The sequence below is a fragment of the Roseixanthobacter glucoisosaccharinicivorans genome (assembly GCF_043195095.2).
Classification (GTDB): Bacteria; Pseudomonadota; Alphaproteobacteria; order Rhizobiales; family Xanthobacteraceae; genus NCEH01.
In genome coordinates this window covers 4011578-4026862 of the sequence record NZ_CM195538.1, presented here as the reverse complement: position 1 = coordinate 4026862, position 15285 = coordinate 4011578, and the positions used below count along the sequence as shown (strand labels likewise).

The following is a 15285-nucleotide window of genomic DNA, read 5'->3' as shown; positions in this document are numbered from 1 at the left end:
GGTAGGAAACGGAATTGATTTGAATGTTCAGGTGGGCTCGCCGGGCGCGAGCAGGGCGCTGCCGAGAAAATCGGACGGGCCGGAAACACCCGGGAGGGCGAAGAAATAGCCGCCGCCGATGGGCTTGATATATTCCTCGAGCGGCTCGCCGTTCAGGCGCTTCTGAACCGTGATGAAGCCCTTCTCGAGGTCCGCCTGATAGGCGATGAACAAAAGGCCCATCTCCAGTTGGCCGGATTTCGAGATGCCGTTGGAATAATTGAATGGGCGCCGCAGGATCAGGTTCGCCTGCGAGGCGCTGGTGCGCGGATTGGCGAGGCGGATATGAGCGTCGAGCCGCGTCAGCCGCCCCTTCGGATCGGCGGCGTAATTGGGCACGTCCTGTTCGGTGTGCCCGCCGAACGGCGCGCCGGTCGCCTTCTTCCGCCCGAAGATTTCCTCCTGCTCCAGCAGGGGCGTGCGGTCCCACCGCTCGACGAAATTGCGGATGATGCGCACAACCTGGTAGGAGCCATTCGCAGCCCAGGCCGGCTCCTCCCCGCCCTTGACCCACACGATGCGGTCCATCGCGGCGGCGTCGGCGGAGTCCGGATTCGCCGAGCCGTCGCGAAAGCCGAGGAAATTGCGCGCGCTCTCCGCCTTTGCGCCGGGGCGCGCGGCGATGACGGGAACCGAGCCTTCCTGCTTCCAGCGCACCAGCAGCAGGTCCGGCAGGTTCTTCACGATGTCGCGCAGCGCGTGGATGTTGGTGTCGGCCGTGTTGGAGCAGAACTGAAGCAGAAGGTCGCCGTGGCACAGGTCCGGGTCGAGGGCGTCGTTGGGAAACTGGTCCATCGCGGTGAGATGGCGCGGCTTCTTCGTGGCGAGCCCGAAGCGCTCGTCGAACAGCGAGGCGCCCAGCGAGACCGTGATGGTGAGATTGTCGGGCACCACCACCGGGCCGAGAATGCCGGAATCCGCCGGCGGCAGCTTGGGGTCGAGCCGGGGCGGGGCGCCGCCCTGCATGAGAAAGGCGATGCGTTCCGTCAGGGTGCGGAACAGGCGCTCCAGCTCGGGACGCGTGGTGGCGAGCACGTCGAACGCCACCACCATTCCGGTGGCCGGGCGGGGCGTGACGATGCCGCTTTGGTGCGCGCCGTAGAAATCCACGCGCTCGGCGGTGCGGTTGCTTTCCGGCGCCGTGGTGACGGGGCTGGACGTGTCGTCCGCGCGGGCGACGGCACTGCCGCCGAGCATGCCGGCTGCGGCGCCGCCGAGCGCGCCGAACCCCTTGAGCAGGCTGCGGCGATCGAGCGAGGAGGGGCGAGGAGGGGAAGAGGGAAGGGATGTCATGGTGCCGAACGTCCTGAAGTGGTCAGGCCAAGCGCTGCCCCCAGCGTGTCCATGTCGTCGCCGAGCCGAGTGAGTGCGGCGGCGATCGCGGCGCGCTGGTCCGCCGCGACGGTTTCGAAGGAAGAGAAGCCCGCGCCGTCGCGATGCGCGGCGAGCAAGGCAGAGAGCGCGGCGCCATCGGCCTCGATGCGGGCGGGCAGGCCCGGCGATGCCTTTTGCGCCAGCGGGCCCAGAAGCTTGGCGATGCCGAGCACGGCGTCCGCCTCGGCCTGGATGTCGGCGAGGTCGGAATGGGCATATGTTTCCGCGCCGCCCGCAGCTTCCAAGCCGGCGGCCCGGCGCATGAGGCGGGCCGCGCCGGACACCATGCGCTCCGGCTGGAGCTGGAGCGTCGCCATGCGCTGGTCGAGTTCGCCCGCATCGGCCGCGAGCGTCTCGGCCGGGGCGCGCAGGCCCGCCGTGGAGCCCTGGGCGAACAGGCCATATTCCACGCGATGCAGGCCCGTGAACAAAGGATCCTGCTCGCGCCCGCCGAAATCGGCGGCGCGGGCATCTAGGCGGGTATCGAGATCTGCGAACAGGTCCGCCGCCGGCGCGAGGCGGGCATAGGCGAGCCGCGCCGCGCCATACAGCGCGCGGGCGCGCTCCAGATCGCCCGCTTGCACCGCCTGCGCGAGGGTGGCCGTCGTTTGCGCGAACGCCCCGGCATTGGTGAGCAATTGCACCTGATATTCCGCCAGCGGGCCGATGAAGGCGAGCAGGGCGGGCGCCGCCGGCTCCGCGTCCCCCGCCGTCGCGGGCGTCACATGCAGCTTGCCGCGCGGGTTGCTGAGCAGGCCGCAGGTGATGTCATAGGTGCCGGCGGCGAGCCGCGCGGCGATGGTCTGGGTGATGCCGGGGGCGATGTTCTCGCGCTCCTCCACCACCATGACGCCGTCCAGGATCTCCCATTCCATCACCCGGTTGGAGCGGTTGGTGATGGCGAAGGTGGTGCGCCCGGCCGGTACGGTGAGGTCCATGGGCTCGCAGGCGCTGTCGGTGACGATAACCGCCACCGCGCCCACGTTTTCAGCGGCCTTGCGGCGGGCGGCGAGGCTGGTCGCCCAATAGAAGGCGGCGAACGCGATCACCAGCAGCAGGCCGGACCCGGCGATGGCGAGGCGCATGGCCTTGCGCGAGGGAGCCGGCGGCCCGCCGGCCGGCGATGCCGCCTTTGGGGCTGTGTCCGCGACGCCGCTCATCGCGCAGCTCCGCGCTGGGCCACGGAATGGGCGGCCGGCGGCTTGGCCGGCGGGGCGAGGAACAGGGTCAGCGTGATCCCGAGAAAGGCCACATAGGCGATGACGGCGGTGAGGCTCGGCGCATCCTGATAGCCGAGCAGGCCGGCGATGACGGTGCCGAGCGGTCCGTCGGCGGGCAGGATGGCGGACAAATCGAAGGCGGTCTGCTGGAGGTGGTTCCACAGGCCCGCCTCGTGCAGCGAGCGCACCGCGCCGGCGAGGATGCCGGCGGCGACGACGAGGATGAAGATGCCGGTCCAGCGGAAGAAGCGCCGCAGATCGAGATGCACGCCGCCGGCATAGATGCCGTAGCCGAGCGCGAACGCCACGCAAAGGCCGAGCACCGCGCCGGCCGGCGCCCCCATGCCGCTGCTCTGCTGGAAGGTGGCGAGCAGGAAGAACACGGATTCGACGCCCTCGCGCGCCACCGCGAAGAACACCATGGCGATCAGCGCCAGGGTCTGGTTGCGCTCGCTGAAGGCGGCGTCGATGGACGCCTGCAATTCGCCCTTGATGGAGCGGCCCATGCGGCGCATCCAGAACACCATGGAGGTGAGCACGAACACCGCCACCAGGCCGACGGCGGCCTCGAACGCTTCCTGAAGCTTCTGGGGAAACTCGGCGCTGGCAAGCTGAAGCCCGGCGCCGACGAACAGCGACAAGGCAGCGGCAAGCAGAATGCCGACCCAAATCGCCGGCATCCAGGCCTCGCGCCCGGTCTTCTTCAGGTAGCCAGCAATAATGCCGACAATGAGGGCTGCTTCGATGCCCTCGCGCAGCATTATCAAGAAAGAAACGAGCATGCTATTCAGATCCGGATCCAGCTAACCTAGCGTAATATTCGCCATTGATATCCATCTGGGAATACTGTTACCTCGTCTGATCAAGACGTGCCATGGATCGCGAAAACTTAATAACTCGAATAATTCCAATGTTTATGCGTGACCTTGCGGAAGGTGTTTGACTTTCATCCGCGACGTCGCGGATGATCGTCCCCGGCGGGAATCGGGCGTATCGAAGGCGAATGTGCGCGGGCGGCACGGTGATTCCCGGCCCGGCGAGACGAGAGCGAGTAATGGCGCGTCGCCGGCCGCGAATATTAAGGTTTGTTTCTGGTTTTATTTCCGTCATTCGGAAATGGCAGGGTATGCGACACGGCGCGTTTCAAATTTGCAACAGTCGCGACCGATCGGCGATCTCGGTGCAGATAGGGCGCGACACCGTTTTGGGTGCCTGATAAGACGAGTTGATTGCAAATGTGACATTATCACATCTGGCCTGCGGCGAGGGTTTGGGACCCTGCCGCCAGGGGCGGATGGTGGTTCGGGGAAGGGGAAAACATGACCGGTTCGGCTGCAGATCGTCTCGTCGCGCGCGGATCACACAAGGGCGCGCCCATGATGAGATCGCTCCTCGCCGGCGTCGCGGCGGTCGCTTTGCTTGGCACATCGGCGCTCGGCACATCCGCGCTGGCCGCCGACATGGCGACCAAGGCTCCCGCGGCCGAAGCGCCCGCGGCGGAGGAAGCTGCGCCCTCCATCGCCTCCCAGCTCGGTTGGCTCGGCGACTGGGGCGGCGCCCGCACCAAGCTCGCGGATGCGGGCATCCAGTTCGGCGTGAACTACATCGGCGAAGTGTGGAGCAACACCCACGGCGGCCTCGGCACCGGCACCGCCTATAACGGCCGCTTCCTGTTCACCATGGATGCCGACCTCGGCAAATTGTTCAACTGGAACAACGCCACTTTCCATGTGAGCGCGCTGCAGATCCAGGGCTCGGGCTTCTCCGGCCAATATCTCGGCAACATCATGGGCGTGAGCAATATCGACGCCCTGTCGACCACCCGCCTGTTCGAGCTGTACATCGAGCAGGGCTTCGCCGACGGCAAGGCGAACCTGCGGTTCGGCCAGCTTTCGGCGGATTCCGAATTCGCCATCAGCGACAATGGCAGCCTGTTCCTGAACTCCACCTTCGGATGGCCCGCTTTGTTCGCCGCCGACCTGCCGAGCGGCGGCCCGGCCTATCCGCTCGCCACGCCCGGCGTGCGGTTGAAGGTGGCGCCGACCGACAATTTCTCGGTCATGCTCGGCCTGTTCAACGGCAATCCCGCGCCCTGCTGCGGCGATCCGCAGGAGGAGAACAAGTACGGCACGAACTTCATCGTCGACCAGGGCGTGTTCGTGATCGGCGAGGCCGCCTACAGCTATAACAAGGAAGCCGACGCCAAATGGCTGCCCGGCACCTTGAAGGTGGGCGGATGGTATAATTCGAATTCCATGCCCAATCAGCGCTATGACATCTTCGGCCTGTCGCTGGCGGACCCGAACACGCTCGGCATTCCCCAGCAGAGCAATGGCGATTATTCCTTCTATGCGATCCTCGATCAGATGATCTATCGCAAGCCCGGCACCAAGGACCAGGGCATCGGCATTTTCGGCCGGGTGACGGCGGCGCCCAACGCGCAGAATTCCATCAGCTTCTATGCCGATGGCGGCATCAATTTCAAAGGCATGGTGCCCGGCCGCGACGCCGATTCCTTCGGCGTCGCCTTCGGCACCTCGCGCGTTTCCTCCTATGCGCGCGGCCTCGACCAGGACATCGCCCTTTATACGGCGTCCTATTATCCCGTGCGCAGCAGCGAAACCGTGCTGGAAGCCACCTATTCGTTCGAGGTCACGCCCGGCTTCACCATCCAGCCGGACTTCCAATACATCTGGAATCCCGGCGGCGGCGTGCTCAATCCCAACGATCCGAACGGCCTGACCACGATCAAGAACGCGGCCGTGTTCGGCGTGCGTACCACGATCAACTATTGAGGGAGCGGGGCGGCCAGGCGCCGCCCCCAATTCCTCCGGCGGCGTGCCGCCTCAGATCTTGTATTCGTACAGCAGCCGCGCCCGGATGGTGCCTTCAAGCGCGCGGATCTCGTCCAGAACGCTCTGGCTGTCGGTGGCGGATGCGTCGGCATCCAGCACCACATAGCCGACGTCGGCATGGGTCTCGTAATATTGCGCGGCGATGTTCACCGAATGGCGCGCAAGCACCTCGTTGAGCCGCCCGAGCATGCCCGGAACATTGCGCTGAACCTGGATGAACCGCGTGCCCAGGGGACGCGCCGGCAATTGCACCTGCGGGAAGTTCACCGCGCCCATGGTGGAACCGCTGTCGCTATAATCCACCAGCTTACGCGCCACCTCGGCGCCGATGCGCTCCTGCGCCTCTTCCGTCGAGCCGCCGATGTGCGGGGTCAGGATGACATTGTCCAGGCCCTGGAGCGGGGAGACGAAGCGCTCGTTGTTGGAGCCGGGCTCGACGGGGAACACGTCCACCGCCGCCCCGCGCAGCTTGCCGGCGCGCAGCGCGTCGGCGAGCGCGTCGAGATCGACCACCGTGCCACGGCTGTTGTTGATGAAATAGGCGCCGTCCTTCATGGCCGCGAGTTCCGTGCGGCCGATCATGCCGTGGGTCGCCGGCGTCTCCGGCACATGCAAGCTCACCACGTCGCTCTGCGCCAGCAGCTCGTTCAGGCTGGTGGTGGATTCGGTATTGCCGTGCCGCAGCTTGTCGGTGTGATCGTAGAACAGCACCCGCATCCCCATGGCTTCGGCGAGGTTCGAGAGCTGCGAGCCGATATTGCCATAGCCGATGATGCCGAGCGTCTTGCCGCGCACCTCGTGGCTGTTGTTGGCGGACTTGTCCCAGCGCCCCTCGTGGGCGGCGTGGGAGCGCGCCGGAATGCGGCGCAGCAGCATGACGATCTCGCCGATCACCAGTTCCGCCACGCTGCGGGTATTGGAGAACGGCGCGTTGAACACGGGAATGCCGTGCGCGCGCACCGCATCCACGTCCACCTGGTTGGTGCCGACGCTGAAGCAGCCGATGGCGATCAGCCGGTCGGCGGCTGCCACGACATCGGCGGTGATCTGCGTGCGCGAGCGGATGCCGAGAAGGTGAACGCCCTTGATGGCTTCCTTGAGCGCATCGCCATCGAGCGCCTTCGGCAGGCGCGTCACGTTGGAATAGCCGGCGGCGGTCAGCATCTCCACGGCGCTGTCGTTCACGCCTTCGAGAAGCAGTACCCGGATCTTGTCCTTGGCCAGCGAGAGTTGCGGCGAATGGGAAAGGCTTGCGTCCACGATCTCGGCGTCCTTCAACGATGAATGAGCGATCAACCGGAAACGGGGCGGCAAACGGCGTCGGCGCTTTCGGCTAATCTGTCCGAGGGCGGGCCCTCGGGCGGCGCGAACTTAATCCTTTTGCCGCCCGCGTCCAGGCTTGGCAGCCATGCCGGAAAAGCGTCGCACCCCGGCGTGGGATGTCGCGCCGGCTCAGCTGCGCAGGCCCGGCGCCTCCTGCCCGGTGCGGGCGACATATTCGCTATAGCCGCCGCCATATTGGTGCACGCCCTCCGGCGTCAGCTCCAGCACGCGGTTGGAGAGCGCGGCGAGGAAATGCCGGTCATGGGAGACGAACAGCATGGTGCCCTCATAATCGGCCAGGGCTGAGATCAGCATCTCCTTGGTGGCGATGTCGAGATGGTTGGTCGGCTCGTCCAGCACCAGGAAGTTCGGCGGGTCAAACAGCATGCGCGCCATGACGAGGCGCGCCTTCTCGCCGCCCGAGAGCACGCGGCAGCGCTTTTCCACATCGTCGCCGGAAAAGCCGAAGCAACCGGCGAGCGCGCGCAAGCTGCCCTGCGCCGCCTGGGGGAAGGCGTCCTCCAGCGATTGGAATACGGTGCGCTCGCCCTCCAGCACCTCCATGGCATGCTGGGCGAAATAGGCCATCTTCACGCTGCCGCCGACGGAGACGGTGCCTTCGTCCGGCTTGGTCTCTCCGGCCACCAGCTTCAGCAGCGTCGACTTGCCGGCGCCGTTGACGCCCATGATCGCCCAGCGCTCGCGCCGCGCCACGTGGAAATCGAGCCCCTCATAGATGCGCCGGGTGCCATAGCTCTTGTGCACATTCTTGAGATTCACCACGTCGTCGCCCGAGCGCGGCGGCGCCTGGAATTCGAACGCAACGGTCTGGCGGCGGCGGGGCGGCTCCACGCGCTCGATCTTGTCGAGCTTCTTCACCCGGCTCTGCACCTGCGCGGCATGGGAGGCGCGGGCCTTGAACCGCTCGATGAAGGCGATCTCCTTGGCCAGCATCGCCTGCTGGCGCTCGAACTGGGCCTGCTGCTGCTTTTCCGCCAGCGCCTGCTGCTGGGCATAGAATTCATAATCGCCGGAATAGGTGTTCAGCGCGCCGGCGTCGATCTCGACGATCTTGGTGACGACGCGGTTCATGAAGGCGCGATCATGCGAGGTCATCATCAGCGCGCCGTCGAAAGTCTTCAGGAACGCCTCCAGCCAGATCAGGCTTTCCAGGTCGAGATGGTTGCTCGGCTCGTCGAGCAGCATCACGTCCGGGCGCATGAGCAGGATGCGCGCCAGCGCCACGCGCATCTTCCAGCCGCCCGACAGGCGGCCCACATCGCCCTCGATCATCTCCTGGGTGAAGCCGAGGCCGGCGAGCACCTCGCTGGCGCGGCCCTCCAGCGCATAGCCGTCCAGCTCCTCGAAGCGGCCCTGCACCTCGCCATAGCGCTCGATGATCGCGTCCATCTCGTCGGCGCGGTCGGGGTCGACCATGGCCGCTTCCAGCGTCCGCAGCTCGGCCGCGATGGTGCTCACGGGGCCGGCGCCGTCCATCACGGTGTTGAGCACGCTCTGGCCGGCCATGTCGCCGACATCCTGGCTGAAATAGCCGATGGTGATGCCGCGATCCACCGAGACCTGCCCTTCGTCGGGGGCCTCCTCCCCGTTGATGAGCCGGAACAAGGTCGTCTTGCCCGCGCCATTGGGGCCGACGAGGCCGATTTTCTCGCCCTTGAGAAGGGTCGCGGAGGCCTCGATGAAGACGATCTGCTTGCCGTTCTGTTTGCCGATGGAGTCGAGCCGGATCATGCGCGCTGGGAACCCTGGAATGAAGCTGCTGCGCGCTTAGGCCATTTGGCCGGCCGGGGGAAGGCCACAAACGGGACGAAGGCCGCAAACGTGAACCGGCCCCGCCGTTTCATCGACGGGGCCGGCGCGCCCGCGCAGGGCACGGGGACAGGAGGTCAGGGAAGGGGACGCGCCGTCCTCACCGGCCGGGCGTCGTGCCCTGCGCCTTGCGGCGCTGGGTGTCCTCCTCCATCAGTTCGAACCACATGGCATTGAGCACCGCAAAGGCCGCCGCCAGCGGCAGCCCCAGCATCCAGGCGAAGTACCACATCGTGCATTCTCCTCAGTATGCGTGGCCGTTTTTGTCGGTGACCATGGCTTCGTCCACCTTGCCCCATAGGACACGGTAGACCCAGGTGGTATAGGCCAGGATCATCGGCAGGAAGATCACCGTCACCACCAGCATGATGAACAAGGTGAGGTGGCTCGAAGACGCATCCCACACCGTCAGGCTCGATTGGGGATGGATCGACGACGGCAGGATGAACGGGAACATCGACACGCCCACGGTGGAGATGATGCCGAAGATTCCCAGCGCCGAGGCCAGGAAGGTCGGCACCTCCCGCCGCGCGCGCAGGCCGAGGAAGGCGCCTGCCGCGCCGAGCACGCCGAGGACGGGCGCCAGCATCAGCACCGGATAGGCGGCATAATTGGCGAACCATGCGCCGCGCTCCATGGCCACCGACTTCAGCAGCGGATTGGACGGGCCGAAGGGGTCCATGGGGGCGGTGAGGCGATAGCCCTGAACGAACAGGTACAGGGCAACGCCGGCGAGGACGAACAAGGCGATGGTGGCCAAGGCCGCCACGCTGCCGATGGCCCGAGCCCGCGCGGCCACCGGGCCGTCCGCCTTCACCATCAGCCAGGCCGAACCATGGGTCACCAGCATGGCGACCGAGAGCAGCCCGCACAGCAGGGCGAAGGGGTTGAGCAGGGCGAAGAACGTGCCCTCATAGAAGATGTGCAATTCGCTGTCGAAGCGGAACGGCACGCCCTGGAGCACATTGCCCACCGCGACGCCGAAGATCAGCGCCGGCACGAAGCCGCCGATGAACAGCGCCCAGTCCCAGCAGGTGCGCCACACGACGCTGTCGCGCTTGCTGCGATACTTGAAGCCCACCGGCCGCAGGATCAGCGCCGCCAGAATGGCGAACATGGCAAGGTAGAAGCCGGAGAAGGACACCGCATAGAGCGGGGGCCAGGCGGCGAAGATCGCGCCGCCGCCGAGGATCAGCCACACCTGGTTGCCTTCCCACACCGGGCCGATGGTGTTGATGACGATCCGCCGCTCCATGTCGGTGCGCCCGACGAACGGGAGCAGGGTCGCCACGCCTAAATCGAACCCGTCCATGATGGCGAAGCCGATGAGCAGCACGCCCAGCAGCACCCACCAGATGAGCCGCAGGATTTCGTAATTGATCAGGTCGCTAAGGATCATGGCGCATCACTCCGCAGGAGCCAGGCGGGCTTCGAGCAGCCCCGCCTCGGGCTTGGTGTCCGGCGTCGGACCCTTGCGGATCGCGCCGACCATGAGGCCCATTTCGATGATGATGAGGACGGTATAGATCAGCGCGAAGCCGCAGATGGTCAGCAGCACCGTGGTCGCGCCGAGGTTGGAGACGCCGGCGGCGGTGGGCAGCATGCCTTCGATCATCCAGGGCTGGCGGCCGAATTCCGCCACCACCCAGCCGAACTCCGCTGCGATCCAGGGCAGCGGGATGGACAGAACCGCGAGCCGCAGCAGGATCGGGTAGCGGTCCAGCATGCGACGCGCCGAGAGGATGAACATCAGCGCCATGAAGGCGATGAAATAGAAGCCGAGGCCCACCATCACGCGGAACGACCAGAACATGGGCGCGACGCCGGGCACGGTGTCCCAGGCGGCCTTGCTGATCTGCTCCGGCGTGGCTTGCCGGGGGTCGTCCACATAGCGCTTCAGGAGCAGCGCGTAGCCGAGGTTGCGGCCATTGTCCTCGAACGCCTTCTGCACGTCCGGGGCGACCGCCGCGCTGCCCGCGGCGCGGATCTTCTGGAGCGCGTCATAGGCGATGATGCCCTGCTGGATGCGGTCCTTGGCATGGCCGACCAGTTCCTCGATGCCGGGGATGACGGTGGTCAGCGAGCGGGTGCCGATCAGGCCCATCACCCAGGGAATGCGCACCGCATAATGGGTCTCGCGCGCCGCCTGGTCGGGAAAGCCGAACAAGGTGAAGGAGGCGGGCGCCGGCTCGGTCTCCCACATGGCCTCGATGGCGGCGAGCTTCATCTTCTGGTGCTCGGTGTCGAGATAGCCGCTCTCGTCGCCCAGCACGACCACGGAGAGGGAGGCCGCGAGCCCGAACGAGGCCGCGACCGTCATGGAGCGCTTGGCGAGCTCGATATGGCGGCCCTTCAGCAGGTACCAGGCCGAGACGCCGAGCACGAAGAAGGATGCCGTCACATAGCCGGCGGAGACCGTGTGCACGAACTTCGCCTGCGCGACCGGATTGAACAGCACCGCATAGAAGTCGGTCACCTCCATGCGCATGGTCTGGGGGTTGAAGGCCGATCCGGTCGGGTTCTGCATCCAGCCGTTGGCGATCAGGATCCAGAGCGCGGAAAGGTTGGAGCCGAGCGCCACCGCCCAGGTGGTGACGAGGTGCCCCACCTTCGAGAGCTTGTCCCAGCCGAAGAAGAACAGGCCGACGAAGGTCGCTTCCAGGAAGAAGGCCATGAGCCCTTCGATGGCCAGCGGCGCACCGAAGATGTCGCCGACATAATGGCTGTAATAGCTCCAGTTCATGCCGAACTGGAACTCCATGACGATGCCGGTGGCCACCCCGAGCACGAAATTGATGCCAAACAGGGTGCCCCAGAACTTGGTCATCTGGCGCCAGACGACCCGCCCGGTCATCACATAGACCGTTTCCATGATCGCCAGGAGCACGGAAAGGCCGAGCGTGAGCGGCACGAACAGAAAATGGTAGAGCGCCGTCATCGCGAATTGCAGGCGCGATAAGCTTACGATGTCGAATTCCATGTCATCGCTCCGGGCAGGCCCGGCCTCCAGTCGCAAGGGTCCGGCGCCACGGCGCCGTCAGGGTGATGGCGGGCACGTTCAGTCCGGGCGCAGCGTGGCAAGGGCGGCCTCGAAGGCCGGCGTGCCACGTTCCGTCCGGGCGCGGATGCGTCCGTCGTCGATGAGGATGAGGCGGTCGGCGATCGCGGCCTCCCGCCGGATGTGAGTGGCGATCACAAGCGTGCGGTCGCCCACATGGTCGGCCACGCGGGCCAGCACATCCCGGGCGGTCGTCGCGTCGAGCCCCTCTGTGGGCTCGTCGAGCAGCCAGAGCGGGGCGGCGCGCAGCAACAGTCGCGCCAGCGCGAGGCGCCGGCTCTCGCCGCCGGAAAGGCCGAGCCCGCCTTCGCCCAGCCGGGTGTCGAGCCCGCGTGGCAGGGCGCGCACCGCGTTCGCGAGGCCCGCCGCCGCCAAGGCATCCCAGAGTTTTTCGTCCGTGGCCTCGGGGGCGGCGAGGCGCAGGTTGTCGCGCACGCTGTCCTGGAACAGCTCGGTGCGCTGGGTGAGCAGTGTGGAGGGGCAGGCTTCCAGCGTGCCGGCGGCCGGGGCCATCTCGCCGCCGAGCAGCGCCAGCACGGTGGATTTGCCGGCGCCGCTGGCGCCGATGATGGCGAGGCGTGTGCCGCGCGGCAGGTCGAGGGTGAGATCGTGCACGGCATCGCGCTGCGCACCCTCATGGCGCGCCGAGACGCCGCAAAGCCGCGCTGCAGAGTCGGCGGGCGGAAGAGCGGGCCGCAGCGCCGGCGGCTGGGGCCGCAGGCGGGGCGCGATGCGCCGGGCGGCCAGCAGGGTGCGGCCGAGTTCCAGGGCGCCGCGCCTCAGGCCGGCGAAGGGTTCGGCGGCCGCCAGGGCCACCAGCAGGCCGAGCACGGCCAGCGGCGTGCTGATCACCCCGTCTCGCGCCAGCAGGCCGACCGCGAGCAGCGTGCCTGCCAGCACCACCGTGCCGGTGAGAGCGAAACCCGCGCCGACGGCGGTCTCGATCCGGTCTAGGGCGTCGTCCGCCTTGGCGGCGTCGGCATCGGCGCGAGCGATCGCCGCGCGCTGGCCGGCGAGGCGCCCGGCCAGGATCAGCTCGGTCTGGCCCGCCACGAGATCAATGGCGCGGGCGCGCAACGCTTCCAGGGCATAGGCGCGACGCCGGGCCGGCTTTCGGGCGACGCGCGCGGCGAGTGCCGGCAGGCCGAACCCGGCGAGGAGCAGCAGCCCCGCCACGGCGATCCCGAGGCCGGCATTCAGGGTTCCGAGCGTGATGCCCGCGACGAGTGCGGCCGCCAGCATTGCGCCTGCCGGCACGAGGATGCGCAGATAGAGCGAATCGAGCGCGTCGATGTCGGCGGTCAGGCGGAACAGCAGTTTCGCCGGCCGCGCCAGCAGGCTCCGCGCCGCGCCCGGCTGGGCGAAGCCGCGGAACAGCCGCGCGCGCAGCATCGCCAGGATCGAGAGCGCGCCGTCATGGGTCGTCAGCCGCTCGCCATAGCGCGCGGCGGTGCGCGCCAAAGCCAGAAACCGGATGGCGGCGGCCGGCGCGAACACGTCGAAGGCGAGCGCGGTCGCGGCGGAAAGGCCGGCGAACGCGGTCGCGGAAATGAACCAGCCGGACAGGCCCAGCAGCGCGATGCCCGCCAGCACCGTGGTGGCGGCAAGCGCCAGACCCGCGAGCAACATGGCGCGGCGGGTGGTGAAGAATAAGGCCAGGACGGTGCCGAGATCGTCCATGCGGGAGGTCCGGGCGGGAGCCCCCGCCGGATGCGGAAGGGTCCGGCGGCTCATGGGCGTGGCTCCGGGATCATCGCGCGGTCCAAGATCATCGCGCGGTCCGAGACGGTCGCGCGGTCCAAGACGATGACGCGATCCATGCGCGCGATTAGCGCGGGATCGTGAGTCGCGACCAACAGCGTGCGTCCCTCGGCCAGCCGCAGCAGGCCGTCGGTGACGTCGCGCGCGGTCGCGCCATCGAGATGGGCGGTGGGTTCGTCGGCAAGGATCAGGGACGCATGCGGGTTCGCCGCCGCGCGGGCGAGGGCGAGGCGCAGCGCTTCGCCGCCGGAGAGGCCCGACCCGCCCTCGCCGATCTGCCCGGCGTGATCGTTGGCGACACGCTCCAGCGCGGCGAAGGCGAGGGCACGGTCCACCTCGGCGGCGCCGATGCCGGTGCGCCCGAGCGCGATGTTGGCGCGCAGCGAGCCGGCGAAGAAATGAGGCGTCTGGCCGATCCAGGCGATACGGCGACGCAGCTCCGCAGCCGTGTCGGCGGCGAGAGGAACGCCCGCAATCGCGATCTCGCCGGCCTGCGGCGGGGCGAGGCCGGCGATCAGCGCCAGCAGAGTGGACTTGCCCGCGCCGCTGGCGCCGACCAGGGCGACATGTTCGCCCGGTGCCACCGCGAAGCTGAAATCCGCGAGAACCGGGGCTTCGCCGCCCGCATGGCAGAACCCCAAGCCCGAGCCCCGCACCGCGGGTGGCGGGCAGGGACCGTCGGTGGGGAGATCCACCGGGGCCGCGACGGCCGCGTCCGCCAGGGCAAGCCCTTGGTGCGAAAGGCGGTCGAGCGCTTCCAGCGCGGCCTCGCCCGCCGCCCGGTCGTGCCAGACGGCGGAAAGATCGCGCAGCGGCTGGAAGAAGGCCGGGGCGAGCAGCAGAATGAACAGGCCCTCGCCCAGGGAGAGCCGGCCGCCCCAGGCGCCGAAGCCGAGCGGGCCAAGGAAATGAAAGCCGATATAGACCGCCACCATGGCGACCCCGAGGGCGGAGAACAGCTCCAGCACCGCCGAGGACAGGAAGGCGATGCGCAGCACCGCCATGGTGCGCGTCTTCACCGAAAGGGCATTGGCCAGCAGGCGTTGCGCCGTGAGGTCCACCGCATCGAGCGCGCGGATGGTGGCAAGGCCGCGCAGCCGATCCAGCAGGAAGGCATTCATGCTTCCGGTCTCGACCATCTGCGCGGCGCTGGCTTCCTTGGCGCGCCAGCCCACCAGCGCCATGAACAGGGGAATGAGGGGCGCCGCCACCAGCAGCACCAAAGCGGCCACCCAGGACAGGGGCAGCACGACGGCGAGGATGGCGAGGGGCACGAGGGTCGCCCGCTGGCGGGCGGGCGTATAGCGCGCAAGATACGGCACCACCGCCTCGGCCTGCTCGGCGATGGCGCTGGCTGCGGCGCCCGAGGCGGGCTTTGTGCTGTCCAGCGGCGAGCGGGCGGACAGGGCCATGGCGGCGCGGGCCCGCATCTGCGACAGCGCCGCTCGGGCGGCGCGGAAGGCGAGCCGCGAGCCGCAGGCCTCGAGCCCCGCGCGCGCCACGCCCAGCACCAGCACGAGCAGCGCGGCCCAAGTCACGTGCGCCATAGTCACGTGCGCCATATTCACGTGCGCCATATCCCTGGGCATTATGTCCAAGTGGTCTGCGCTCGCGCCGGCGGCGATGGCTTGCACCGCATAGGCGAGGGCGGCCGCCTGCGGAAGCCACACCAGGGCGGCCGCGGTCTGCAGAAGGCTGCCGCGCCGAATTCCCGGAGCAGAGGGCGCCTTGGCGCGGCGGGAGCGGCGGGACGTGGACGGGCCCTGCGAAGTCTCGGAACCCTGCCGCGCCGCGCCGCAATCTCGTGCGGCTTCCCGCGCAACGG

10 protein-coding genes and 1 pseudogene are annotated in these 15285 nt (G+C 67.9%); 1 reads left to right on the top strand and 10 read right to left on the bottom strand.

Features of this window, described 5'->3' with window-relative positions; translation table 11 throughout:
• Positions 1-27 precede the first annotated feature (27 nt).
• The 3 genes from efeB to efeU are packed head-to-tail and all read right to left on the bottom strand — an operon-like array spanning position 28 to position 3415.
• Positions 28-1332 carry an iron uptake transporter deferrochelatase/peroxidase subunit gene (efeB, locus tag V5F78_RS18610; RefSeq protein WP_394070012.1) on the bottom strand — a complete coding sequence of 435 codons (1305 nt, stop codon included), beginning with the start codon at positions 1330-1332 and terminating at the stop codon, positions 28-30.
• Positions 1329-2573, bottom strand: coding sequence for an iron uptake system protein EfeO (gene efeO / locus V5F78_RS18605; protein WP_394070010.1), 1245 nt, complete (start codon positions 2571-2573; stop codon positions 1329-1331). The genes efeB and efeO overlap by 4 nt, the downstream gene beginning before the upstream one ends.
• Positions 2570-3415 carry an iron uptake transporter permease EfeU gene (gene efeU, locus V5F78_RS18600; protein WP_394070008.1) on the bottom strand — a complete coding sequence of 282 codons (846 nt, stop codon included), beginning with the start codon at positions 3413-3415 and terminating at the stop codon, positions 2570-2572. Before efeU ends, efeO begins: the two co-directional genes overlap by 4 nt.
• Positions 3416-4009: 594 nt before the next feature.
• On the opposite strand from efeU, the gene V5F78_RS18595 reads away from it, so the two are divergent.
• The gene (locus tag V5F78_RS18595; RefSeq protein ID WP_394070007.1) at positions 4010-5428 is read left to right on the top strand and encodes a carbohydrate porin; all 1419 of its coding nucleotides are present in this window, start codon (positions 4010-4012) and stop codon (positions 5426-5428) included.
• 51 nt (positions 5429-5479) lie between these two features.
• Here V5F78_RS18595 and serA read toward each other — a convergent pair whose 3' ends face one another.
• From serA to cydD, 7 genes and pseudogenes are all read right to left on the bottom strand, one after another.
• A complete protein-coding gene (serA, locus tag V5F78_RS18590) occupies positions 5480-6748 on the bottom strand; it encodes a phosphoglycerate dehydrogenase (protein ID WP_394070005.1) in 1269 nt (422 codons plus the stop codon).
• A gap of 192 nt (positions 6749-6940) precedes the next feature.
• On the bottom strand, positions 6941-8563 hold the full coding sequence (locus tag V5F78_RS18585; protein WP_394070003.1) for an ABC-F family ATP-binding cassette domain-containing protein: 1623 nt from the start codon (positions 8561-8563) through the stop codon (positions 6941-6943).
• Positions 8564-8741: 178 nt separating this feature from the next.
• Positions 8742-8873 carry a cytochrome bd-I oxidase subunit CydX gene (gene cydX / locus V5F78_RS18580; RefSeq protein WP_394070001.1) on the bottom strand — a complete coding sequence of 44 codons (132 nt, stop codon included), beginning with the start codon at positions 8871-8873 and terminating at the stop codon, positions 8742-8744.
• Between the two features lie 12 nt (positions 8874-8885).
• The gene (gene cydB / locus V5F78_RS18575) at positions 8886-10040 is read right to left on the bottom strand and encodes a cytochrome d ubiquinol oxidase subunit II (protein ID WP_394069999.1); all 1155 of its coding nucleotides are present in this window, start codon (positions 10038-10040) and stop codon (positions 8886-8888) included.
• 6 nt (positions 10041-10046) lie between these two features.
• Positions 10047-11621, bottom strand: a complete 1575-nt coding sequence (locus V5F78_RS18570; protein WP_394069997.1) for a cytochrome ubiquinol oxidase subunit I — start codon at positions 11619-11621, stop codon at positions 10047-10049.
• 78 nt (positions 11622-11699) lie between these two features.
• Complete coding sequence (gene cydC, locus V5F78_RS18565; protein WP_394069995.1) at positions 11700-13433, bottom strand: thiol reductant ABC exporter subunit CydC; 1734 nt, start codon at positions 13431-13433, stop codon at positions 11700-11702.
• A pseudogene (cydD, locus tag V5F78_RS18560) lies at positions 13430-15229 on the bottom strand (thiol reductant ABC exporter subunit CydD); the annotation flags it as partial. The gene cydC and the pseudogene cydD, both read right to left, overlap by 4 nt.
• Positions 15230-15285: the final 56 nt, after the last annotated feature.

Coding starts and splice junctions, on each gene's coding strand:
- efeB (WP_394070012.1), bottom strand. CDS start 1,332: ATGACATCCCTTCCCTCTTCCCCTCCTCGCCCCTCCTCGCTCGATCGC.
- efeO (WP_394070010.1), bottom strand. CDS start 2,573: ATGAGCGGCGTCGCGGACACAGCCCCAAAGGCGGCATCGCCGGCCGGC.
- efeU (WP_394070008.1), bottom strand. CDS start 3,415: ATGCTCGTTTCTTTCTTGATAATGCTGCGCGAGGGCATCGAAGCAGCC.
- V5F78_RS18595 (WP_394070007.1), top strand. CDS start 4,010: ATGATGAGATCGCTCCTCGCCGGCGTCGCGGCGGTCGCTTTGCTTGGC.
- V5F78_RS18585 (WP_394070003.1), bottom strand. CDS start 8,563: ATGATCCGGCTCGACTCCATCGGCAAACAGAACGGCAAGCAGATCGTC.
- cydX (WP_394070001.1), bottom strand. CDS start 8,873: ATGTGGTACTTCGCCTGGATGCTGGGGCTGCCGCTGGCGGCGGCCTTT.
- cydB (WP_394069999.1), bottom strand. CDS start 10,040: ATGATCCTTAGCGACCTGATCAATTACGAAATCCTGCGGCTCATCTGG.
- V5F78_RS18570 (WP_394069997.1), bottom strand. CDS start 11,621: ATGGAATTCGACATCGTAAGCTTATCGCGCCTGCAATTCGCGATGACG.
- cydC (WP_394069995.1), bottom strand. CDS start 13,433: ATGAGCCGCCGGACCCTTCCGCATCCGGCGGGGGCTCCCGCCCGGACC.